Origin of the sequence: Bacillus sp. ISO11 (assembly GCF_003458115.1) — a bacterium.
Lineage (GTDB): Bacteria > Bacillota > Bacilli > Bacillales > Bacillaceae_G > Bacillus_A > Bacillus_A cereus.
In genome coordinates this window covers 40,217-64,351 of the sequence record NZ_QXCO01000025.1, presented here as the reverse complement: position 1 = coordinate 64,351, position 24,135 = coordinate 40,217, and the positions used below count along the sequence as shown (strand labels likewise).

Below are 24,135 nucleotides of genomic sequence, written 5' to 3'. Positions count from 1 at the left end.
GAGCAGCTCTCGTCGTCGTTAAGTTGAGCTCAACACTCATAACTTTTCGAGCTATCGACTGGGAAGAGGTACAGAAAAGCTGATGGTTTCAACCAAGGGATACATGATGATAGGTGATGAACAAATTGATGCCTGAGGGCTTTACAATATCAAATCATACGCCCAGTTTTCAGAAATCTATTGGCTTTTCTTCTGGTTTCAAAAGACACAATTCAAATCTGTTGAAGAGTTAAAGAAATTTGTAGCTAGTATTTCCTTTTGGGAGGTACCATTACCTGCTTTAGGAGTTACTCCACCATTACATTGGATTTTATCGGATAAATGGGGTGAATCTATTGTATTAGAATCGACAAGGAGTAGTGACTAATAGTCCTGAGTTTAATTGGCATTTACAAAATTTAAGACAATATATAGGTCTTAAATCGCAGCCATGCGAGGGGAATATACCATTAAGTGCTTTTGGACAAGGTTCAGGTTCAATGGGACTTAATGGAGATTTCACCCCACCATCAAGGTTTATACGAGCAGCGTATGGTAAATAAAATATTCAGGGTATAGATAACGAAGAAGAGGGTATATCGGTCATTTTTCGTATTTTGTAAAATTGTGAGGTTCCAAAAGGAGGAGTAATAACGGAAGAAGATACATTAGATAATACTATTTATACAAGCGCAACGTGCATGGAGTCTGGTACATATTATTATCATATCTATGATTGTAGATAAATTATTGCCCTTCGATATTAGTAACAGGATAGCTGCTTAACGATAAAAATGAATTTGCCAATTTTCTTGCAAAATGTAACGGGTGCTCTACCGATTGGATATGAATATACATAATTAAGGGATTCATGTATAACCAGTGATTATGTAAAGCACTGACAATAATTCCTTGTTGTACAATTGATTTCATAAATGCAGGGATCTCTTCTTGTAGAACCGCGATTTCTCCTAAATTTAATGCATTGCCATTTTGATCCAACGATTCAAAACTTACTCCGACGGGAACTACATAGGCACTTGGTTTTCCTTGAACCAGGACCTTAAAATTGCGGTGAAAAGACACCGAACAACCACCTTGATTTATTTTACTCTTTCCTTTAAGAATTGCAGCAAATTGATCAGAAATGAAATTTAAATTAGACATAAGTTCAATTCCTTTCCCGTGCTAAATTTATTCATGTAGAAATTTAATTTAAAAAATGTAGTTCCTTCTTTTAAAGAAAAGAACTACTTATAAACAACTTTTCTCTAAAATAAACAGGCTGATATGTGTAATTTGTACCCTGTTTATTTTAGAAGAAATATAAATGTTATTTCCCAACAAACATAACTTAATGAATCCTTTCTATATATCATTATAAAAAATTCATAAAGTAGGCAATTGTACATCTTTATTTTATGTAGGTTAGATAAATATGTGCCTTAATAAGTCTGTGCTTTCTTTATGAAATTCTTATTGGTAATTAATACAACAATAAATTTAATATATTTTAATGATTGTATAGGGTAAAACTTAAGTTGTTTTTTCATTTTCTCTTTTACAATTGCTTGTGGTCCTTTGTTAAAATTGTAGTAATATATTGAACTGTATATAAAGATAGATATTTTAAATTTTTCATCCTAAAATAACTTACTACATCTAGCTAAAAATGTTGTTTTTTCAATGAAGAAGTAAATTTTGGGTGTATGGTTTATTGGTTATATTAAGTGTTTTGTTAATGTTAAACATAACTCTTATTGCACATACATTTTTTTAGATCGCAAAGAAGAATTTATTCGTCTGTCAAATTCTATGTTAACTGGTAAAACAGACTAATTTTAGATGAAAGATTCTATAATAAATCTGGAGAAACAAAAATAATTGAAAACATTTGAGCATGGAGATAAAAAACGCTTAACGAAGGATATTTCAAAAGAGATGGATCAAAGGATTCAAAAATCAATAAAGGTTGTTCAAAAAAAATATAAGGTGGATGTATTAGCATTAGGAGAAGTATATAAGCGGAATAATTATAAAGAATGGAAGAAAATAAGTAAGAATTGGGATCAAGGTGAAAATTATTTTAGTAATGCTGACATTAATGTTTATGTTCATTCAGTAATTGAACATTCAGGCCCAGCTTTACCGAAGAGAGTGAAATAAGGTGATTTAAGTCGTTAGCGGATTAGGAATACGCTAAACGATATTAATGCTGGTTCTGCATTTTCAATCAGTGCAGACTTATGTACTTTAAACGTGATTAATAAATTATATTTGGCTTATTATGATCCTTTGGTTAGCACTAGTTAGAGTTATAGTAAAAATATTAAGCAGAAACGACTTATTTTTAATAATAAGAGGAAATATGTTACTGAAAAGTAAGGAGACAAATTATTACTTTTTTAAAGAGTAATTAGGTCCGTACAATGACGCATTAAAGTGATTCATAAGGGATTCTGAATGCTAAGAGAGTGAGAATGAATTACAAAAGAAAGGTGCATAGGCGCCTTTCTTTTTTTGAAGGGATTTTTTGTTACGAGTTAGTACAAAATTGGGTTCAGGGGGTACTATAAAATTTTAGCTTGATGGCGATGGGGTAGCATCCACGTCTATCAACATCACTACACCTATATTTAATACTGCGTTACGTGCCTTTAATCAAGTGAAAAACAAGACCCATTTTGTAAAAACTGAAACCAACGTTTTCTAAACTGAACTTGAGCCATATCTGCATGAACATGGGCCTCCATTTTTAAAGCTTCTGGTATAGGTCTAGGATGTTGACTTTCTACAATAATTTGATCCTCTTTTAGTACTCTTAAACTAAATTTAGCTAAAATTTGGTCTAGTAAAGGGAAGTACTTTAAAAATGTCCTTCCGGTATATCCCATAATTAATGTCTCTTCTTCATCAATTGGTGTAAACGTAATGTACTGAATAAATGACTCATTCTCCTGTTTGCCACTGTGAAGCATCCACTGATGTGGGAATTTGTATTCAAGGTAAGCATTACCATTTGAGAATATAAACTGATCCAGTGTTCCCTCCAGCTTATAATTGGTTGATTCGGCTTTTGTTTTTCTACCAATCGTTTTTTTATGTACATAAGCAAGATGAGCAATATCCAGCACAGATTCGATTGATCGAGTAAGGTGTGCATTCCAAGTGGCGTGGAAGAAAGAGAGTTTAAAAGGAGTGTTCTCCATTACATGAAAAGTTTTCCATTCAGGTGGAGTTTCCTCACTATCAGGGTATATCCAAATCAACCCAATCTTTTCTTTTACAGGGTATGAGAAGGTATGAGCAAATTTCGGGATAGGTTTATTGGGTTGGGATGGAATTCTTACACAAGTACCACAACTATCGAACTCCCAACCATGGTAGGGACAGACTAGTTTACCATTTACTACTTGTCCCAGTGATAAGTCAGCGCCACGATGAGGGCAGTAAGGTGATAGAGCCTGAACTTCGCCTTTTTTATCCCGATATAATACAAAATCTTTGCCAGCAACTCTTTTTTTTACTGGAATCTTTTTTATATCTTTTGCATAACTCACAGCATACCAATTACGTGGGAATACTCTATTTATATTTAGAGTCATTTATTTTCTCCTTCTTTTTATTCACCTAGTAGATATTAGTGGTGTCTACTGTATACTGTCTATTCTATGCTATAAAATATTTTAAATGTTCGTTTAAAATTAATAAATCTACAGTTTGATCAAATCATTATGAAAGCCTGTATAATCTCTCTAAATGTAACAAAAATGACTATAGTACAATAGATTTTAAAAAGGAGAAAGTCTTATTTTATTGAAAATTGAGATATTAAGCAATATTCCTATTGCTATTAAATTCACCATTAAAGAGCTGCCACCAAAACTTACAAATGGAAATGGAGTACCTGTAAGAGGAAATAGTCCCGTAATACCACCTAAATTTACAACTGATTGCATACCAATCATACATCCTATACCAATTGCTATAAAACTGCCGAAAGGATCTACACATAATTGTGCAATTTTTAAGGAGCGAAGTACTATAGTCAAAACTCCAACCAATAGAATAAATACACCAATAAATCCTAGTTCTTCAGAAACTATTGCCATTATAAAATCAGTGTGTGGTTCTGGAAGATAACCTGTTTTTTGTATGCTATTTCCAAATCCACGACCAGTGATTCCTCCAGAGCCCATGGCAATAAAAGAGTTTACAAGCTGGTATCCATTTCCTTGCGCATCAAGAAAGGGATTGAAAATCGTAGTAATACGTGTCTTTTGAACTTCTGATAAACTATATTGAATCAAATAATATAAAATAGGTAACCATAAAATAGAACCGATGGTAGTTCTTTTGATTAGTAGATTTATATTTATTCCTGAACAAAGAAATATGCTAAAACCTATACCTAATATTAAAAGTGCAGATCCTAAATTTGGTTGTTTAAAGATAAGAAAAAAAATTGTAGCTAAAAAAAATAAAAGTTTTCCGATACCACTCCAGTTATTTTTAGCTTGTTCTTGTCGCAATGCAAAAAAACGGGCTGTTACAAGGATTGTTCCTAACTTTAGAAATTCAGCTGGCTGTATTCCAAAGATCCATGATTGAGCATTATTTACCACTTTTCCTTTCCATAAAACCATAATTAATAAAAAAATCCCCCCAACCATAATACAGATTGAGACTATTCGTTTTTTCCATATTTCATATGGGAGTAAAGCACAAATTATTAATCCTAGTGTTCCTAAAAGTAGCTTTGTTAATTGAGAATCAACAAAATGTCTACTGTTATAACCGTAATGTTGAACAGCGACAATGGAGCTTGCACTATACATCATGATAATACCTAAAGTACATGTTATGAATAGAGGAAGGAGCAATAGATAATCGATTTTTAATATTTTTTTCATTTTAATATCCTCCTGATTTAAAACAAAACATAATATTACATTTGCTAATGAATAGAATCTTGTTCCCGTTAATTACTAAATATGACTTTTGTTTAGAAAGATTCTATCACTTATTCCCTGTTTTTTACGCAAAAATCCCCCTAGTATGTAACTAGAGGGATTCAAAATGGCATGACTAAATAAGGCTTTTTTCCCTCTAGTAGAGCTTTGGCACTATACAACGTAAAGTAATGAAAATTCATTACTTAGCTATCTTAAGAAGAGCCTTAATCCGACAATTCCTGTTCTACCCATTGGCGTCTTTCGACATTTTTGGGCAATAGCCTGTGTTTGCATAGGAGCCTCACCTAACAGGTTAAGCAATATAAATTTTATGTGTTTGTTTCGTGTAGCAAGCATAAATATATTTTTTTTGCTTGTCAAGCAACCATATTGCTAATTTTATTTGTTTTATTGCTTTATAGTCCTTTGAGAAATGATATGAAAAAATGTCTGTAATCATTCTGTATAAGTACATATTTTTGACTTGTAGTGTATCGTTTGATTAAGTAGTTTAACCATATAAATTTGATAAACAGTAAAGAAGATTTTAATCATAAAAGAAGATTTTTTTGTGAATGTTCTTTTGATATACAGAATGACTAATTATTCATCTTTTGTTATAAAGTTGGAATTTGATTAAAAACAATAAGTTTCATATGTTTTATTACGTTTCTTCGAATTAAATCTATTTGAATTCTATGTTTTTTAAGGGGAATTTTAAATTTATAATAAAATATAATTTCATTTTCTATAAAAGATTTTTTTATGAATGGAATTGAAAGTCAGTTGACAAATATTAAATTCTGGTTTAAATTTTGAAGTAATTCAATAAACTTTGTTAGGTGAGGCTCCTGTATAGAGAAACGCTGCTGCCCAAAAATGTCGAGAGACGCCAATGGGTCAACAGGAACGGTCGGATTAAGGCCCTTCTTAATGTAGCTGGTTATAAAAACCTATGCTATACAGTGCTAAAACTCAACGAGGGAGTGGTATACGATTTGATAGAAAGGCACCTCTGTGATTTCGGCAGAGCTGTCTTAATAATCATTTATTTGTATTGTGAAAAAACCTTTACTCCTTTTTGAGTAAAGGTTTTTCTGTTTAATGTTATTTATTTTTATCTTGTCTATATTCAAAAAGGAGGTAATTCTAACTAATGAATTGATTGCAATGTAACTATTATTGCTCTAATAAAAAATTTAAGACAGATAAAATAAAACAAAACCACTCATGAAACTCTAGAGTCTCCCTTAGCAATATGAGGAGGAGTTAACATGAAGAAATTATTAAAGGAATTACTTATAACCAAAAATAACTTGGATGCAGAGAAAGTTTTACGTCTTCCGTCGTATGATATTGCGCAAGAAGTAAAACAGTTTTCAATTGAAGATCAAGTCATATTACTAAATACGATTCCTGTATTAAAAAGCTCTAAAGTTCTTCAATATATGAGTGCAGAAGAAAAATATAATATCTTAATTCACTTATCTGAAAATAAAGCTAAAAAGTTACTGAATTTACAACCGATTGATGAATTAGTAGATTTACTTCTAGCGGTTCATCCGGAAGAACAGGCTAAATTAATGGCGTATCTAGATAAAATTACAAAACATAACGTAAAAAAATTAATGACTTTCAAACCTGAAACGGCAGGAAGTCTTGTTACAAGTGATTTTGTTGCAGTTAGAGGAAATTGGTCAGTAAAAATGACATTGAAGTACATTAGGGAACATTCTGAAAATGTAGAATCAATATCTTATAGTTATGTTCTTGATAGTCATGGTTATCTTGAGGGAATCGTTTCCATACATGAGTTATTACTAGCAGCAGATGAAGAGATATTATCTACTATCATGATGCCAGAGGTAATTTCAGTACACGCTGAAGTTGACCAGCAAGAAGTTGTAAAAAAGCTACTGAATTATAATTTAGCAGCAATACCTGTCACAACAGCAAATAATAAAATGATTGGTATTATAACATTTGATGACGTAATGAATGTTATGGAAGCAGAAGCTACAGAAGATATTCAAAAGTTAGGCGGAAGTGAACCATTGAATCAATCTTACTTTGAAGCTAGTATTTGGAGCATTTTCCTAAAACGTCTACCATGGTTATTACTTCTTTTTGTTGCTGAGGCATATACAGGTACAGTATTAAAGTATTTTGAAGACGAAATTGAAACTGTAGTTGCCCTTGCTTTCTTTGTTCCATTATTAGTAGGTACTGGAGGGAATACAGGAACACAGGTTGTAGCAACAATTACTCGTGCAATTGGTATTGGAGAGTTAAAATTTAAAGACATTTTCCGTGTAATGAAAAAAGAATTTGCAATTGGTATGCTTCTTGGACTTGCACTTGGGATAGCTGGGCTCATTCGTGCTTATATGTTAGGAGTTGGAGCAGAAGTTGCGCAAGTTGTAGCAATTACTTTATTATTTATTGTTATTTGGGCTTCTCTTGTAGCAGCTGTTTTACCTTTAATTCTAAGAAAATTAAAACTAGATCCTGCAGTTGTTTCAGGTCCATTTATTACAACATTTGTTGACGGAACAGGATTAATAATTTACTTCATGGTTGCAAAAACGTTATTAAATTTATAAATATACACTAAAAAAACGAAATCCGGAATAAGTATGTTGCCTTAATTGCTAAAACATAGTGGGGAATTCAGGCATGAGGAAATCAAACACTTTTGTCTTTAGATAAATAATATTTTAATGGATTTATTGAATGTAATGAATGCTGGAGGATAAAACTATGAAACATCTAAGAAAAATTTTCAAACGAATTTTGCTTCTATTTTCTATTTTAATGATTATTGGCGTAGGAATACTATTTGGTACTAGCTATGGCCGAGAGCTTCGTATAACAATCGCTGGGAGTATATTAACTTCTCAGCATCCACAATATGCGAAATATACATTCCTATCCCAAAAGGAACTAGATAAACTGCAAGATAGAATTAATCATCCAAAATGGTCAAACAGTGATGAGCATATTTATAAAAAAATAGTAGGAAAAAGATTAGAAGAATTAAAAAATCAGCCATTAGAAATTGATGTAGAAACAATTAAAAGTAATAAAGATAGTCGCTTTCTTTTCGAAGGAAAGTTAGTAACAATTAGTAATCCTTTCAATGTTAAACTTGTTAGCCATCAAGGAACACAGGGTGCTAACAGGGGAGAAAAAATTAGTGTAATGGCAAAACGTAATCATGCACTTGTTGCTGTGAATGCAAGTGGATTTGCTGACGAAACAGGAAGGGGTGGAGGAAATGTTGCTACTGGAATTGTGATAGAAAATGGGAAAGCTATTGATACAAATATGGATAGAAATGCCCTTACAATTATTACGGGATTAACAAAGTTTGGTCAAATGATAACAGGAAATTATTCTACCCAACAACTGTTGGATAAACAAGTCGTTTCCGCAGCTGGATTTATGCCACAGTTAATTGTAAATGGAGAAAAAATGATTACAGAAGGAGACGGCGGTTGGGGGTCGGCTCCAAGAAGTATTATGGCCCAAAAAGAAGATGGTACAATTATGTTTCTAGTTATTGACGGTAGACAGACACATAGTATAGGAGCTACGTTGAAAGAGTGTCAAGATATTTTATATGAAAAAGGAGCTATAAATGCAATGGCAATGGATGGAGGTTCTTCTGCTACGCTATATTTAGGAGGAAAGGTTATAAATTCACCGTCTACATTATCCCATGAAGATCGTTATTTACCGAACGCTTGGGTGGTAACAGCAAACCAAAAACAAAAAATAAAGATGACAATTGATGGGAGAAAAATAGATACCAAAACATCAGATGAATTTGATGCGAACATTTCAACGAATTTATGAATTATTAAAAATAGAACAAATACATGATTTTTATCCCGTTAGTCGGAAAATTGAAATTGTTTTTAAAAATTAGAAATTCTTATTTCATATTCATGATTTGCACAATATCAAATGAGAGTGATGAGGATTCCAAATTTACGGAATTCTTATCACTCTTTTTTAGTTTTTTGTAAATATGGAACAATATCATTACTTTCACTGTCTATTAAGCGTTAGAACATTTTTTATTAAATAAATTAAGAAAGGAATCATCATTTTTAACTAAGGGAGAAGATTGAATTGAAAAAATTATGGATGCTGCTTTTCGTTTGTTTTGCGGTTATGTTGGTAGGATGTAATAAAAACGAACCGCCAAAACAAGCATTTGAAGAATATATCAATTTATGGAATGATAGAAAATTTACAAATATGTATGATCATTTATCAGATCATGCAAAAAAATCAATTTCTAAAAAAGAATTCACAGAAAAATATCAAAAAATCTATGAGGGGATTGGAGCTAATAATTTAAAAGTTAAAATGAAAGGAGAGCATACGAAAGATAAAGAGCTTTTTCTTTTTGAAGTTAAGATGGATACGGATGTAGGATCAGTTTCATTCATCCATGAAGCAAAACTTGTGAAAGATAAAGAGTCTTGGAAAATAGATTGGACACCAGACTTCATTTTTCCAGGAATGAAAAAAGATTACAAAGTACGTATGCAAATAGAGCAAGGAAAACGCGGAGAAATATATGATCGAAATGGAAAAGGGCTTGCAACGAATGGTAAAGCGACTGAGGTTGGAATTATTCCAGAGAAACTAGGCGAAACAGCAGCGCAAACGAAAGAAATAGTAGCACAATTACTTGATATGTCTATAGAAGAGGTCGAACAAAAGCTCACAGCAAAATGGATAAAACCAGACTCCTTTGTACCAATTGGTATTTTAAAAGAGGGAACCAGACAGAATGATTATATTGAATTAGAAGGAGTTTCATCTCACCCAGTAAATATTCGTACGTATCCATTAGGTGAAGCAGCGGCACACTTAACTGGATACATAGGAAAGGTGAATGCGGAGGAGTTAAAATCACTTCAAAAACAAGGTTATCAAGCAGATGATTTAGTAGGTAAGACCGGTTTAGAGAAAGTGTTAGAAAATAAATTGCGTGGTGAAAAGGGTGGACGCGTATTTATAGAAGATGAGAAGGGGAAAGAGATTAAAAACGTAGCAAAAAAAGAAGCAAAAGAAGGAGAAAATGTTACGTTAACAATTGATGCTGCAATTCAAGAAAAAATCTTTAATGAGATGAAAACTGAAGCAGGATCTAGTGCAGCGGTCAATCCTAAAACAGGTGAAACAATCGCACTTGTAAGTAGCCCTGCTTATAATCCAAATATAATAGTTAGAGGAGCATCGAAAGCCCAGCGAGAAGCATGGAGTAACGACTCGAAACTACCAATGACGAATCGCTTTACACAAGCATTTGTACCAGGTTCCGTATTTAAAACGATCACAGGTGCAATTGGTTTGGAAACAAACACAATAAATCCGAAGGAAGAATTTAAAATTCAAGGATTGAAGTGGACAAAAGATTCGTCTTGGGGAAATTACTATGTAACGCGTGTAAAGGATGCAAGTCCAATTGATTTTGATAAGGCAATGAAGTACTCTGATAATATTTATTTTGCTCAACAAGCTTTGAAAATGGGAAAAGATCAGTATGTAAATGAATTTAAAAAGTACGGATTTCATGAAAAATTACCAATCGAATACGAACTTCCTATTTCAATCATTGCAAAAGATGGGATAAAAAACGATATTCAACTTGCAGACACGGGCTATGGACAAGGACAAGTATTAATGACACCACTTCATTTAGCATTAACATATGCACCGATTGTAAATGAAGGGAATATTCCGTCGCCACATCTTTTAAAAGAAGCAAAAGTAGCGGGGAATTGGAAAGAAAATGTGGTTTCTAAAAAGAATCAAGAGATATTAAAGAGTGCATTAATCAAAGTCATTAATGACCCTGATGGCGCAGGGAGAATTGCACAGGTTGATGGTGTGACGCTTGCTGGTAAAACTGGTACAGCAGAACTGAAAGAGTCGAAAGAAGCAGACGGAAAAGAACTGGGATGGTTCGCAGCTTTCGATGCAAATGCGCCAGACATGATTGTTACAATGATGATTGAAGATGTAAAAGGAAGAGGAGGAAGTAACGTTCCAGGTGAAAAAGTAAAACATGTATTTCAGAAATAATACTTAATTATATGGTGAATTTTTTGACTAAATTTATTACAGGTTTGCTTAACTCAAAGATATAAATTGGGGAAAATATAGAACAATTAAATTTCAAAAAAGCATTCTCGATTAGAAAGAATGCTTTTTTGCTGTGATTCTAGAAAAGTTGACATTGTTAATGGCAAATAGAAGGAGATAGCAAATTGAAATGGACAAGTGGAGTGTTACGTTAAATTCAAAAAACAGATTTTCATGAGTAGAATTTTATCATTGTATGCTTTACTTGTTTTTTAGTAGTATTATTCTGCCTGAAAAAAGATAAACAATGGAACAAATGAAACTTGTATTTTGTCTATATATTGAAACCATAATAAAAAAGTGAGGGCAGTTTTATGTTTATTCAAATAAGTTTGAGGTGTGGAAATGGAACAGACGTTTATTGAAAAGTGTAATCATGATGAGCTGGACTATGTTATAAAAGACTATTGGCAAGATGTATGGAATTATTCATTTATTATTACGAAAGATCCACACTTATCAGATGATATCACGCAAGATGTATTTATAAAGGTGTTTAAAAATTGGAATTCATTTCGAAAGGAGTCATCTATTAAAACGTGGATTTTAAAAATCACAAGAAATACGGCAATAAACTATTTGAAATCCTCCTATTTTAAAAGGATATCTTTAATAGGATTTTTTAGTGACGATAAGCAATCCTTGTCAGCAGAACAAGAATTTTTTAAGCAAGAAGAAATGAATGATGTGTGGAAGGTGGTATTAGAACTACCTAAAAAGCACCGTGAAATAATTATATTGGATGCAAAATATGAATTATCTTATGAAGAAATGGCTGAAACATTAGGAGTATCCATTGGAACTGTAAAATCGAGATTAAGTAGAGCGAGAAGTAAGGTTTCAAAATTAATAGGGGAGGGTAGTAGTGATGAACAATAAACAAAATCCTGACTGGTATAGAAAAATAAAAAAAGGCCCAATGGAGAATCGTAAAGATGAAGAAGAATTTATTTCTAAAATAAAGCAGTCTATATATGAAAATAATGAAGTGGATTTTGAAAAACATAAAAGACCATTTCGTAAAAAAGCATTACCTATTGTAGTTGTTTTGGTTTGTACAATGTTATTTTTCATTGTTCAACAACCTTGGCTTGATGATAATAAATCGCCGGTACAAAGTAGTACTCAAATTAAGCCTAAAACAAAAGATGAGTCTGCTCAAGATCCATCATTAAAACAATTTATGAATGAACTATATCAAAGTACGAACTCAAAAAATGAAAATAACTTGTACAAAGCGTTAAATGATGAAGTTCTATTTAAAGGAAAGAGTTATAGGAAGGATGAACTGAAGTTTGATGAAGATATCTTTCATGAGTTGCAAGTCGCCCTTACAATGGGAGGAGAGTTTGCAAAAGATACAAAGCAAGTATATAAAGTACCAAGTGGATTGACAGAAAGTAACCAACCAAACCAAGCGCATTTTATATATGCAACTGTTACTGGAAATAAAACGAAAATTTTAGCTGAACCAAAGCGAGAATCACAAGTTTTATATGAAGTATCTAATGAAATGGTAAAAGCTTGGATTCCAGAAAAAGTACAGAATAATGGATATATAAAAATATCTACAATTAACGGTAATACTGGATATGTACAGAAAGAGTATGTTTTAACTGATATTAAATATTCATTTATGTTCGAAAAGAATAATGAAGGTATATGGAAAATAATAAATATAGATTCTATATGGTAAAAGAGGAAGGTTCATTAAAGTGAACCTTCCTCTTTATTTTTATTTTCGTTTTGAAGAGTATTCCAGTACTCTAAAATTTCTGATGTAACGAGAGCGGCAATGTTTTTTTCTGAATTACTACCAGGGATAACGACAGAAACGGCAATTTGTGGATCTTCCGTAGGAGCATATGCAATGAAAAGAGAGTGATTTATCATTCTTGCTTGCTCATTTGGAAAACCTGTAATACCTGTTTTACCTGCGACGTCAAAGGGCAACTTTTTAATTTCCTCTATATTTTGACTCATCCCACCTTGCACGACACTCCAAAAGTTCATCGGGTAACGATTTGAACTTTCTAAAATGGGTTTAAACTTTTTGGTTTCCTTACCATCTTGACCAATAATCGCACTTACGATTTGAGGTTTATATTTGTCGCCTTTACTTGCCAAAGTTGCTGCATATTGAGCGAGTTGAAGAGGAGTATGCACTTCATTTCCTCCCCAAGAGGCATTTAATAAAGCTGAAATCCCATTTTCAAATTTATTAGATGGATGGAATTCATATTGTCCGTCTTCTTCAAAGGGTAAATCAATCCCAGTTTTAGAACGTAGGCCGAATTGCATTAAATAATCTGTCCATATATGTGCCACTTTTTCTATATTTCCATTATTTTGGTTGAATAAGGGCAGAGCTACTTTTGCTGTCATAAATGTGTTAGATGAATTAATGATAGCCTGCCTCGGTGTAATCTCCCCTGTTGGTGTTCCAGGCGCATTCGTAATGTTATTTTGATTATCATACTGAAAAGTACCTTTATCTAAATAAGTATCTTCTGGTTGGAAAAGCTTTTCATTTAATCCAATTAAAATAGTGAGTGGTTTTATAGTAGAAGCCATATTTACATAAGATTCACCATACTTTAATTTTTGAATTGCTTTATTTTGCGAAAGAGATTTAATGTTTTCTTTTCTAGAAGATACATGTGTATTTAATATATTTGGATTAAAAGCTACCGAGTTGGCCATAGTTAAAATTGCGCCAGTTTTTGCATCGCTCACTATAGCATAACCAGCTTTAGCATCAGGTGTTTTCTTAATTTGAGATTTTAATGCTTCTTCTGCCTTTTGCTGCAACTCAGAGTCTAAAGCTAGCCGCACATCTTTTCCTTTTTGTACTTTTTGAATGTTCCATAAGAACTTTTTATTATTCAATTTAAAAATAAGAGTTTTGCCTGGTTTTCCTTTTAAATCATTTTCATATTGCAGCTCAATCCCGCTTTTTCCAACAGCCATATGCTTGGACTTAAGGTCATTTTCTACATACCCAATTACTTGTGAACCAATTTCGTGTTTAGGGTAATATCGAATCCATTCATCTTTAATTATTACATTATTGGGTTTGTTTTTGTTTATGAATGCAAGTTCATTCTCATTTATATCAGAGTATAACGGTATATCATTCATAGTCTTCTTTTTACAAGATTGTTGTAATTGAGATTTTATGTTCTCTGTAGAAATATCATGTTGAAACTCGCTTGAAAATTGGTTAAAAAAAGCTAATGTGTTTGATGTATCTTGTTTCGATAGCTTTTCATCATTAGAAGTGCAATATAGAGACTTAACTTTCTTATTTGTAGCTAGCATTACACCATTTTTATCAAAAATCTTTCCTCTTTCAGCTGAAGAAGTTGCGATAGTAATTGAAAAGAAGTTGATTTTTAATAAAATTAGTAAAATCAAACCTACAATAGAAAGAACCGCAAAAAATCTCCATCTTCTTGTATGTAACATATAACCCTCCCTTATGTAGCCTATTTCATCTTATATTTAATTATTTTTTTTGTAAATGTGGAACAACTTTATTGTTTAGGTTGTCTATTAAGTATTACAGCATGAAGAAAGGAATAATTAGCATGAAAATTTACTAGCAAGTTTATATGTAAGTTTAATAAGAGTTATTATACAGTTTAGCACTTCTAATGCAAGTGGCAAAAAAAATAGAGAGAAAACAAGAAGGGAGAGTTATTAATTCCGTAGCTAAACGAAAAGGAATGGTTGCTTACAAGGATTAAGAAAAAAATTGAGGCGATATTTATAACCGATTATCGGTATCTAATATATAAGGAATGCTTTTAGTATTTGTAGCAATTCCTGAAAGGATTAAATGGAGGATTTATGAAAGGACAAAAAGGCAAGAAGCAGAAGACATATATATCTATTCGATTAAATATAATGTTCCTTTGCATATTTGTACTATTCTCAGCTATTATTATGCAGCTAGGAAAGGTACAAATCGTTGAGGGAGAGGCTTATAAGAACCAAGTGGAAAGTAGTCAAAATGCAATAACTAGTATTCCAGTTCCACGTGGACAAATTTTAGATCGAGAAGGGAAAACAGTTGTTAATAATAAATCTCTTCGCACAATTACGTATACAAGGGTGAAGGGAATTACGAGTGAAGATATTTTAAAAACAGCAAAAGACTTGGCGAAAGTACTTGAAATGCCTGAACAAGATATAAATAAATTAACAGATATCGATAAAAAAGATTTTTGGATGCAGTTGAATTCGAAACGTGCGGAGACAAAGATTACTAAGAAAGATATAGAAAAGTTTAAAGAAAAGGGTATAGAGGGAAAAGAGTTAGATAAAAAAATAGAAGACTTAAGACGAGGTCGGGTTACAGAGGTAGAATTAGCAGAATTAACAGCACAAGATTTAAAGGTGTTAGCTATTAAAAGTAAAATGAGTTCAGGTTATCAACTAACACCACAAATCATTAAAAAAGATGTAACAGATGAAGAGTATGCGCGGATAAGCGAAAATCTTGCGAATTTTCCAGGAGTAGATGCAACTGTTGATTGGGAACGTAATTATGTAAACGGTAATTTATTTCGTTCTGTATTAGGAAATATTACGAGTAGTGAAGAAGGATTACCGAAAGAAAATTTAGATTCTTATTTAGTACGTGGATATAACCGTAATGATCGTGTTGGAAAAAGTTATATTGAACAACGATATGAAGATGTATTACACGGCACAAAAGAAGAAGTAAAAAATATTACTGATAAATCAGGAAACATTGTTAGCACAGAAATAATCTCTAAAGGAAAAAGTGGTAATAGTTTAACATTAACGATTGATATGGAATTACAAAAGAAAGTGGAAGAAAGTATAGAAAAAAACTTGAGAGCTTTTAAGAGTTCAGAGCCACTGCTCGATCGAGCTTTTGTTGTCATGACGAATCCAAATAACGGACAAATTTTATCAATGGCAGGCAAAAAGATTGTAGAAAAAGAAGGGAAAATAGAGGTTGAGGATTTGGCATTAGGAAACATGACAACTTCGTATGAGCTAGGGTCAGCTGTAAAAGGTGCTACTTTATTAACTGGATATGAGACAGGGGCAATACATCCAGGAGATCAATTTTATGACGCGCCGATGAAATTTAAAGGTACACAAGCTAAGAAATCGTGGAATGTATCCGGATTTGGTAATATTAATGATTTACGGGCTTTACAAGTATCTTCGAATGTATACATGTTCCAGACAGCTTTAAAAATTGCGGGAGTCAATTACGTACCAAATGGCTCATTGGATATTAAACAAGGAGCATTTGATACGATGCGCTATTATTTCAAGCAATTTGGTTTAGGTGTCCCAACAGGTATTGATTTACCGAATGAAATAATTGGACAAACGAGAAAAATAGATAGTCAACCTGGGTTTTTACTAGATTTTTCTATCGGTCAGTATGATACGTATACGCCGTTGCAATTAGCGCAATATATTTCAACGATTGCGAATGGTGGTTATAGAATGCAACCTCAAATTGTACAAGAAATACGAGAACAATCAATAAAAGAAGAGGTTGGCAAAGTTATACGTTCCATAGAGCCTGTCGTATTAAATCGAATTGATATGAAGAAAGAACATATTGATCGGATAAAAGAAGGGTTTAGATGGGTATTCCAAGAAGGTGATGGAACTGGCGTGAAATATTTCAAAAACGCGCCATATAAACCAGCAGGAAAGACAGGAACAGCCCAAACTGTATATGGTGGAGATGACCCGATTGGTAGAAATGCAAAAGGAGAACGTATGGAATGTTACAACTTAACGTTAGTTGGATATGCTCCATATGATAATCCAGAAGTAGCATTTTCCGTAGTAGTTCCATGGCTTCATGATGATAAAAATGGAATTAATTCTATAATTGGAAAGGAAGTATTAGATGTATACTTTGATTTGAAACAGCAACGTATACATGGTGAAGCTACTAGTACAGGTAGTTCTAAGCAAAATTAGAGTACTTTTCTCAGGGAAGAGACCCTGTTCATATAAAGCCATTTATAAGTAAAAAAATGAAATATGAAATAAGAGATAGAGGCGTCGTAGCTACTATCTCTTATTTTGTTAATAACTCTCATACTAGCTATAATTTTTTTAGTTTATGGAACAAATTTGGTTCGGTGATTGTCTATTATGTGTACGTATAAAAAGGTGCTAAAAATTTGGAAGGAATGATGATTTTGAAAAATAAGAGGATGCTAAAAATAGGAATATGCGTTGGTATATTAGGTTTAAGTCTTACAAGCCTAGAAGCTTTTACAGGAGGGGCACTGCAAGTTGAAGCGAAAGAAAAGACTGGTCAAGTGAAACATAAAAATCAGGCAACGCATAAAGAGTTCTCTCAACTTGAGAAAAAATTTGATGCTCGATTAGGTGTATATGCGATTGATACTGGTACAAATCAAACAATCTCTTATCGACCTAACGAAAGATTTGCCTTCGCATCAACCTACAAGGCTTTAGCCGCGGGAGTATTACTACAGCAAAACTCAATTGATTCATTAAATGAAGTAATTACATATACGAAAGAAGACTTAGTGGATTATTCACCTGTTACAGAGAAACATGTAGATACTGGAATGAAACTAGGAGAAATTGCTGAGGCAGCTGTTCGTTCAAGCGATAATACTGCAGGGAACATTTTATTTAATAAAATAGGAGGACCGAAAGGATATGAAAAAGCGCTTAGGCATATGGGGGATCGGATTACTATGTCTGATCGCTTTGAAACAGAATTAAACGAAGCTATTCCAGGAGACATTCGTGACACTAGTACAGCGAAAGCTATTGCTACGAATCTTAAAGCTTTTACGGTCGGAAATGCACTTCCAGCTGAAAAACGTAAAATTCTTACAGAGTGGATGAAAGGAAATGCTACAGGGGACAAACTTATTCGTGCAGGCGTACCAACTGAATGGGTAGTTGGAGATAAATCAGGTGCTGGTAGTTACGGGACAAGAAATGATATTGCTATCGTTTGGCCTCCAAATAGAGCACCAATTATCATCGCAATTTTATCTAGTAAAGATGAGAAAGAGGCAACCTATGATAATCAACTCATTGCAGAGGCAACTAAAGTTATAGTTAAGGCTCTTAAATAGTATTTTAGTTTTCGCATTTTTAACATGAAAGTATTAAAAGTATAAAGTTAGAAAACGACTCTTTTCTTGTGATAAGAGTCGTTTTTGTATTCTTATTATTAAAAAGGTAAAAGTAAAAATATAAGGAATATATATGACATATCTCATACGAAATTTCATGTACTGTATTATTATATTGATTTAAATACATTTCAAGAAAGTATAATATAATTCAGTTAGCATATAGAAGTGTTTGATGAGAATGTAAAGGAGAAAATATGAAAAAGAAAATTAATAGAATTGTAATGATTATTTGTATATTAGTAGGTTTTACAATCTTTTTATATTTACAGAACAATTTAATAAGTATAACTGAGGTTAAAATAACCTCTAGTAAAATACCATCCTCTTTTAAAGGGTATAAAATTCTACAAATTTCAGACTTACACAATAAAAAATTTGGCGATAATCAAGATGTGTTAATTCAAAAAATAAAAAGTATAGACCCAGATATTATTGCGATTACGGGTGATTTAATTGACAGTAAATCATACGATGCAGAAGTGAGTATGCAATTAATACAAAAAATGGTAAATAAGTATCCTGTATATTTTGTGACAGGAAACCATGAACAATGGTCTGGAAAGTATAACAGTTTAGAAAAAGAGTTGAAGAAATATGGTGTCAATGTTTTAAGGAATGAACATGTAGGCATTCGAAAGGGTGAGCAAGAAATAAACTTGCTAGGTATTGATGATCCAGAGTTTGTTACTGGAAACCGTGATGAAGGAAATATTATAATAGATGAAATTAAAAAAGCAAAAATTGAAATGCAGCCAGATAGATATAATGTATTATTATCCCATAGGCCTGAATTTATAAAGGAATATACGAATGAGAGGTTGGATTTGGTTTTATCGGGACATGCTCATGGAGGGCAAGTTAGATTGCCATTTATCGGTGGATTAGTTGCTCCAAATCAAGGTGTTTTACCTAAATATACAGCAGGTTTATATGTAGAACAAAATACATCAATGGTAGTGAGTAGAGGATTAGGAAATAGTATCATTCCGCAAAGAATTTTGAATAGGCCAGAGATTGTAGTCGTGCAGTTAAATTAAGCTGTACGATTTTTTTATACAAAAGTGAGTAAAGAAATTTTATGTATTTTGCAGGAGTTAACATTACAATTTTGTTAAAAATTTTCTACGTTACATAAAGTAACAAAATTTGACCCTGATTGTTTGTTATAGTGTAAATAATCAAAAAACTTAAAATTTGTCGAGTGAAAATTGTGATAAGTAATTCATGTAAAAAACTTAAAGGGGTGTACACATGCATAAAGAATATGAAATTGAAGAATACACAGCGATTGAGGAACAAATACATTATTATTGTAAATGTTTATTAGTAAGTCATCCTGATCAAATAATAAAGTATTTAGAAAAAAGGTTAGAAAAATATGCAGAAACATTACAATATGCACATTTATATCCTGACACAGTTATTTTACCGTTACAGCAATTAGTTATTGAATATTCTTTAGATGTTGCTAGAATTCGGAAGTATATGAATTTAAAAACGTAAAGTGAAATTTATAGTTTAAATGAAACAGAGTCGACTTTAGGAAATGAAATTCTAATGTCGACTCTGTTTCATTGTTTAATATCGTTGATTGAACATACATAATAATCAATGAAGTTTGACATATAATTAAGCAAGGGTAAAATAAAAGTGAGTACTCACTCATTTTATTGGAAAAGGAGGATGAAACGTGCAACAACCTTCCATTATTTTACGGACTGTATCAAAAAGTTTTGGGAAAAAAGAAGTGTTACACAATCTTTCATTACAAGTTGAAAAAGCAGAAATTTTTGGTTTTGTTGGACCTTCTGGATCGGGGAAAACAACGCTCATTAAAATGATTGCAGGTATTAATGAGGCAACGAAAGGTGAAGTGCTTGTTAATAATACTAATATGCCTAATTTAAATGAAATGAAAAGAATTGGTTATATGGCCCAGGCGGATGCATTATACGAAGAATTGTCAGCATATGAAAATGCAGATTTTATAGCAACGATGTATGGACTAAAGGGAAAACGTAAAAAGACAAGAATTGCAGAGGTTTTTGAACTTGTACAATTGTCTCAGTATATGAAAAAGCAAGTACAACAATTTTCAGGTGGAATGAAAAAACGCTTATCATTAGCAATAGCGCTCCTTCACGAACCAGAAATATTAATTTTAGATGAGCCTACAGTGGGGATAGATCCGCTTCTTAGAAAAACGATTTGGGAAAAATTTTATGATCTTAAAAAGAAAGGCACAACGATTATTGTAACGACGCACATTATGGATGAAGCTGAATTTTGTGAGCGTCTAGGGTTAATTAGAGAAGGGAAACTAGTTGCGGTTGGAACAACTGAAGAATTGAAAAAACGCGTGTCATCTGGACGGATTGAAGATGTCTTTTTGCTAGAAGAGGTGGTGCCATCATGAGAGTTACTGGTGTAATTATACGTATTATTCGTCAATTTTTTCGAGATAAGCGTTCGTTAGCAATGATGTTTGGAGCACCGATGTTATTACTTTGGCTTTTGTCACTAGTGTTTACACAGAAAGACTATATACCGCAAATTGCTGTTGTTGATATGCCCGCTCAAATAGTAAAAATGATGAAAAATCAAGAAGCGTCAATTTATGAATACAGTAAGGAAAAGGCGATTTCTGAGTTGGAAAAACAAAAAGTAGATGCAGTATTTCGTATAGAGAATGGAAAAATGAAACTTCTGTTGGAAGGTAGTGATTCGTCAAAAAATCGTGCTGTACTTCAAGTATTGCAAAAAAGCACAGAGAAGAATGATGTATCGATTATGAAACCTGAAGTAAATTATTTACATGGCTCTAAAGACTTTACGATGTTTGATGGGCTTGGTCCTGTATTAATTGGTTTCTTTACATTTTTCTTTGTATTTATATTATCAGGTGTATCTTTCGTAAGAGAACGTTTAAGTGGTACGCTAGAAAGGTTATTATCCACCCCAGTAAGAAGATGGGAAATAGTCGCAGGTTATATTATTGGTTTTGGAATCTTTGCCTTTATACAATCCATTATTATCGTAAGCTTTTCCGTTTATATTTTAGATTTATACGTAGCTGGCTCCATATGGCTAACGCTACTTATTACATGTATGCTCTCTTTAACTGCACTAACATTAGGTACGTTTTTATCGGCATACGCAAATAATGAATTTCAAATGATTCAATTTATACCGCTTGTTATTGTGCCACAAATCTTCTTTTCTGGATTGTTTCCAATGGAATCTATGAATAAGTGGCTACAAATGTTAGGGAAAGTATTTCCACTCACATACGGCGCTGACGCAATGAGACAAGTGATGATTCGGAATCAAGGGTTTACAGAGATTGCATTAGATCTTACTGTATTATTACTTTTTTCACTATTATTTGCAGTAGGAAATGTATTTGCTTTAAAGAAACATCGCAAAATATAATAATGACAAAAAGGAGCTTTATAAATGCAGAAGGATTGGCTGGAGGAATTAATAGCTGCAACTAATACGGATAAACGAAATGAACGTCAAATGCGAATATTAGAGGCGGCTGTTGATATGTTTGGAGAAAAAGGATACGCTTCAACTTCAACAAGTGAAATTGCAAAGCGTGCTGGTGTAGCGGAAGGAACCATCTTCCGCTACTATAAGACGAAAAAAGATTTATTACTAGCGGTCGTAATGCCAACTTTAACTAAGTTCGTTGCCCCATTTTTCGTACAAACCTTTGCAAAAGAAATATTTAAATCAGAGTATGAATCGTATGAAGGACTTTTAAGGGTTGTAATTCATAATAGATTTAAATTTGCTCAAAAACACTTTCCTATGATAAAAATATTAATTCAAGAAGTACCATTTCAACCAGAACTAAAAAATGAAATACAGCAATTAGTAGAAACAGAACTGTTTTCACATTTCAAAAAGTTGATTGTGAAATTTCAAGAAGAAGGAGAGATTATTGAGATACCACCATCTTCCGTACTACGTCTTACTTTATCAGCTGTATTAGGTTTATTATTAACACGATTTTTATTATTACCTGAAGAAAAATGGAATGATGAAGCAGAAATTGAAAATACGATTCAATTTATATTGTATGGATTAACTCCACGAATTTAATCGTCGAAGTGTGAATTACATATATTACTTTTTAAGTAAAAATAAATCGCCTTTAAAAAGGCGATTTATTTTCGTTATATATTTTTGATAAATAAGTACTTGTTTATTAAAAACATTCTAAATCAGCGTGTTTCTTTGTCTCTTCTTCTAAGACCTAATAATCCTGCTAGTCCTAATAAACCAAGCCAAGCCCAATTATTATTTCTATCACGATTATCATTTAAATCATTTGTTGTATTTACATTTCGAGTTCTTACATCATTATTAACTCTGTCTAAATTATTGTCATTTACTCGAGTTGAAATATCAGTGTTATTCACTCTATTCATATTATTTCCATCGTATTCAGCTTGCGCAGATGTACCTAAAAACATAATAGAGAGTGCTAAAACACTTAAAATAGATGATAATTTCTTTTTCATAACAATTCCCTCCTTTCTTAATCATTAATTTCTCCGGAGCATCTGTGTATTATTCATTTCACAATATCTAAACCAGTATAATAGGGCGCACATTTATTGAAAATAGAGTTGAATGATTGTTAATATATTATTGGATATATATTTCTCATAAAAATAAATGAATCAAACTTTGCTTAAAATGTTAATCTTAGTACAATTTATAGTATACGGACTAGCACTAAGGAGGTAATGAGATGCGACAATTTGCAAAACCTACAATCGTCGTAAGTAAATGTTTAGAATTTGATGCTTGTCGATATAATGGAGAGATGATTCCAGATGTAACAATACGAAATTTGCAGCCATTTGTTACATTTATACCTGTTTGTCCAGAAGTGGAGATTGGATTGGGAACTCCTCGTGAAACGATACGAATTGTAGAAGAAAATGGTGAGAACAGACTTGTGCAACCGTCGACACGAGAAGATGTAACTGAAAAAATGGAGCAGTTTTCAAATGACTTTTTACAAACGATATCGGATGTGGATGGTTTTATTTTAAAGAATCGTTCACCAAGTTGTGGTACGCGTGATGTGAAAATTTATTCTGGTTTTGAAAAAGCGCCAGCAAAGGGAAAAGGATCGGGCTTATTTGGCGGAGCAGTAGTAAAAAAATTTTCGCATCTTCCTATTGAAGAGGAAGGCAGATTGTCGAATTTTATTATTAGAGAGCATTTCTTTACAAGACTATTTACAATCGCATATTACAAAATGATTAAACATAATAAAAATATGAAAGACCTTGTATCGTTTCAGTCGGACAATAAATATTTATTTATGGCATATAATCAAGTGAAACAAAAGGAATTAGGGCGTATAATTGCAAATCACAAAAATGAAAAGATTGAAGTTGTATTTGAAAACTATGAGAAGACTTTATATGAATTATTTATGCGCACCCCCCGCTATACATCGAATGTAAATGTATGCGAGCACATTTTTGGATACTTTAAAACAAAGCTAAAAAAACAAGAAAAAGATCATTTTATAGAACTGTTACAAAAGTATGCAGAAAAGAAAATACCACTTAGTAGTTTACTTACAATTTTAAAATCATGGGCCATTCGATTTGATGAAAAGTATTTATTAAGACAAACGTATTTCGAACCATACCCTGAAGCATTAGTAGAAATTTCTGATTCGGGAAAAGGTAGAGATTATTAAACAATAAATTACATAATTCGACACAAAATCCCCTATGTTGTTGTAGAACAATGTAGGAATTTTTTTGTGCATTAGTACAGAATCTGTTTTAAAATTAAGTTATGACAGA

The 24,135-nt window shown here is 32.4% G+C and carries 18 protein-coding genes, 3 pseudogenes and 2 riboswitches; of the genes and pseudogenes, 16 read left to right on the top strand and 5 right to left on the bottom strand.

Annotated elements, in window-relative coordinates; genetic code table 11:
* Positions 1-202: 202 nt before the first annotated feature.
* A pseudogene (locus D1166_RS31890) lies at positions 203-722 on the top strand (linear amide C-N hydrolase); the annotation flags it as partial.
* Positions 723-726: 4 nt separating this feature from the next.
* Here the strand turns inward: D1166_RS31890 and D1166_RS22675 are convergent.
* Complete coding sequence (locus D1166_RS22675; RefSeq protein WP_000067577.1) at positions 727-1,146, bottom strand: DUF1259 domain-containing protein; 420 nt, start codon at positions 1,144-1,146, stop codon at positions 727-729.
* Positions 1,147-1,884: 738 nt separating this feature from the next.
* Between D1166_RS22675 and D1166_RS22670 the strand changes: the two are divergent.
* Both D1166_RS22670 and D1166_RS22665 read left to right on the top strand, forming a co-directional pair.
* A pseudogene (locus D1166_RS22670) lies at positions 1,885-2,145 on the top strand (Ger(x)C family spore germination C-terminal domain-containing protein); the annotation flags it as partial.
* A gap of 181 nt (positions 2,146-2,326) precedes the next feature.
* Positions 2,327-2,395 (top strand): annotated as a pseudogene (locus D1166_RS22665) (HXXEE domain-containing protein); the annotation flags it as partial.
* Between the two features lie 241 nt (positions 2,396-2,636).
* Here D1166_RS22665 and D1166_RS22660 read toward each other — a convergent pair.
* Positions 2,637-3,584, bottom strand: a complete 948-nt coding sequence (locus tag D1166_RS22660) for an aromatic ring-hydroxylating oxygenase subunit alpha (protein WP_098318676.1) — start codon at positions 3,582-3,584, stop codon at positions 2,637-2,639.
* A gap of 186 nt (positions 3,585-3,770) precedes the next feature.
* On the bottom strand, positions 3,771-4,892 hold the full coding sequence (locus tag D1166_RS22655) for an FtsW/RodA/SpoVE family cell cycle protein (protein WP_000722102.1): 1,122 nt from the start codon (positions 4,890-4,892) through the stop codon (positions 3,771-3,773).
* Between the two features lie 185 nt (positions 4,893-5,077).
* A riboswitch (M-box (ykoK) riboswitch) is annotated at positions 5,078-5,254 on the bottom strand.
* A 507-nt stretch (positions 5,255-5,761) separates the two neighbouring features.
* Positions 5,762-5,927: riboswitch (M-box (ykoK) riboswitch) on the top strand.
* A 281-nt stretch (positions 5,928-6,208) separates the two neighbouring features.
* Between D1166_RS22655 and mgtE the strand changes: the two genes are divergently transcribed.
* From mgtE to D1166_RS22630, 5 genes are all read left to right on the top strand, one after another.
* The gene (gene mgtE, locus D1166_RS22650) at positions 6,209-7,537 is read left to right on the top strand and encodes a magnesium transporter (protein WP_000734820.1); all 1,329 of its coding nucleotides are present in this window, start codon (positions 6,209-6,211) and stop codon (positions 7,535-7,537) included.
* A gap of 157 nt (positions 7,538-7,694) precedes the next feature.
* A complete protein-coding gene (locus D1166_RS22645; protein WP_097861712.1) occupies positions 7,695-8,792 on the top strand; it encodes a phosphodiester glycosidase family protein in 1,098 nt (365 codons plus the stop codon).
* Positions 8,793-9,071: 279 nt separating this feature from the next.
* Complete coding sequence (locus D1166_RS22640; RefSeq protein WP_097861711.1) at positions 9,072-11,039, top strand: penicillin-binding transpeptidase domain-containing protein; 1,968 nt, start codon at positions 9,072-9,074, stop codon at positions 11,037-11,039.
* 405 nt (positions 11,040-11,444) lie between these two features.
* Complete coding sequence (locus D1166_RS22635) at positions 11,445-11,978, top strand: RNA polymerase sigma factor (RefSeq protein ID WP_000438327.1); 534 nt, start codon at positions 11,445-11,447, stop codon at positions 11,976-11,978.
* Positions 11,968-12,795, top strand: coding sequence for an SH3 domain-containing protein (locus tag D1166_RS22630; RefSeq protein ID WP_001060751.1), 828 nt, complete (start codon positions 11,968-11,970; stop codon positions 12,793-12,795). The genes D1166_RS22635 and D1166_RS22630 overlap by 11 nt, the downstream gene beginning before the upstream one ends.
* Positions 12,796-12,809: 14 nt before the next feature.
* Here D1166_RS22630 and D1166_RS22625 read toward each other — a convergent pair whose 3' ends face one another.
* Complete coding sequence (locus D1166_RS22625) at positions 12,810-14,567, bottom strand: peptidoglycan D,D-transpeptidase FtsI family protein (protein ID WP_061139277.1); 1,758 nt, start codon at positions 14,565-14,567, stop codon at positions 12,810-12,812.
* Between the two features lie 384 nt (positions 14,568-14,951).
* Between D1166_RS22625 and D1166_RS22620 the strand changes: the two genes are divergently transcribed.
* The 7 genes from D1166_RS22620 (at position 14,952) to D1166_RS22590 (ending at position 22,402) form a co-directional block, all read left to right on the top strand.
* Positions 14,952-17,084: a peptidoglycan D,D-transpeptidase FtsI family protein gene (locus D1166_RS22620; RefSeq protein ID WP_048568129.1), complete on the top strand. Its 2,133-nt coding sequence runs from the start codon at positions 14,952-14,954 to the stop codon at positions 17,082-17,084.
* Positions 17,085-17,302: 218 nt separating this feature from the next.
* Positions 17,303-18,229: a class A beta-lactamase Bla1 gene (bla, locus tag D1166_RS22615; RefSeq protein ID WP_118043436.1), complete on the top strand. Its 927-nt coding sequence runs from the start codon at positions 17,303-17,305 to the stop codon at positions 18,227-18,229.
* A gap of 257 nt (positions 18,230-18,486) precedes the next feature.
* The gene (locus D1166_RS22610; protein ID WP_000727188.1) at positions 18,487-19,329 is read left to right on the top strand and encodes a metallophosphoesterase; all 843 of its coding nucleotides are present in this window, start codon (positions 18,487-18,489) and stop codon (positions 19,327-19,329) included.
* A 214-nt stretch (positions 19,330-19,543) separates the two neighbouring features.
* Complete coding sequence (locus D1166_RS22605; RefSeq protein WP_000548621.1) at positions 19,544-19,795, top strand: hypothetical protein; 252 nt, start codon at positions 19,544-19,546, stop codon at positions 19,793-19,795.
* A gap of 187 nt (positions 19,796-19,982) precedes the next feature.
* A complete protein-coding gene (locus D1166_RS22600) occupies positions 19,983-20,708 on the top strand; it encodes an ABC transporter ATP-binding protein (protein ID WP_001187071.1) in 726 nt (241 codons plus the stop codon).
* Complete coding sequence (locus D1166_RS22595; protein WP_001266719.1) at positions 20,705-21,724, top strand: ABC transporter permease; 1,020 nt, start codon at positions 20,705-20,707, stop codon at positions 21,722-21,724. The genes D1166_RS22600 and D1166_RS22595 overlap by 4 nt, the downstream gene beginning before the upstream one ends.
* 24 nt (positions 21,725-21,748) lie before the next feature.
* Positions 21,749-22,402 carry a TetR/AcrR family transcriptional regulator gene (locus D1166_RS22590; protein ID WP_001168198.1) on the top strand — a complete coding sequence of 218 codons (654 nt, stop codon included), beginning with the start codon at positions 21,749-21,751 and terminating at the stop codon, positions 22,400-22,402.
* A 122-nt stretch (positions 22,403-22,524) separates the two neighbouring features.
* On the opposite strand, the gene D1166_RS22585 is transcribed toward D1166_RS22590, so the two are convergent.
* A complete protein-coding gene (locus D1166_RS22585; protein WP_000728151.1) occupies positions 22,525-22,824 on the bottom strand; it encodes a WGxxGxxG family protein in 300 nt (99 codons plus the stop codon).
* Positions 22,825-23,057: 233 nt separating this feature from the next.
* Here D1166_RS22585 and D1166_RS22580 point away from each other — a divergent pair, with 233 nt between their 5' ends.
* On the top strand, positions 23,058-24,026 hold the full coding sequence (locus D1166_RS22580; RefSeq protein ID WP_001248645.1) for a YbgA family protein: 969 nt from the start codon (positions 23,058-23,060) through the stop codon (positions 24,024-24,026).
* Positions 24,027-24,135 lie beyond the last annotated feature (109 nt).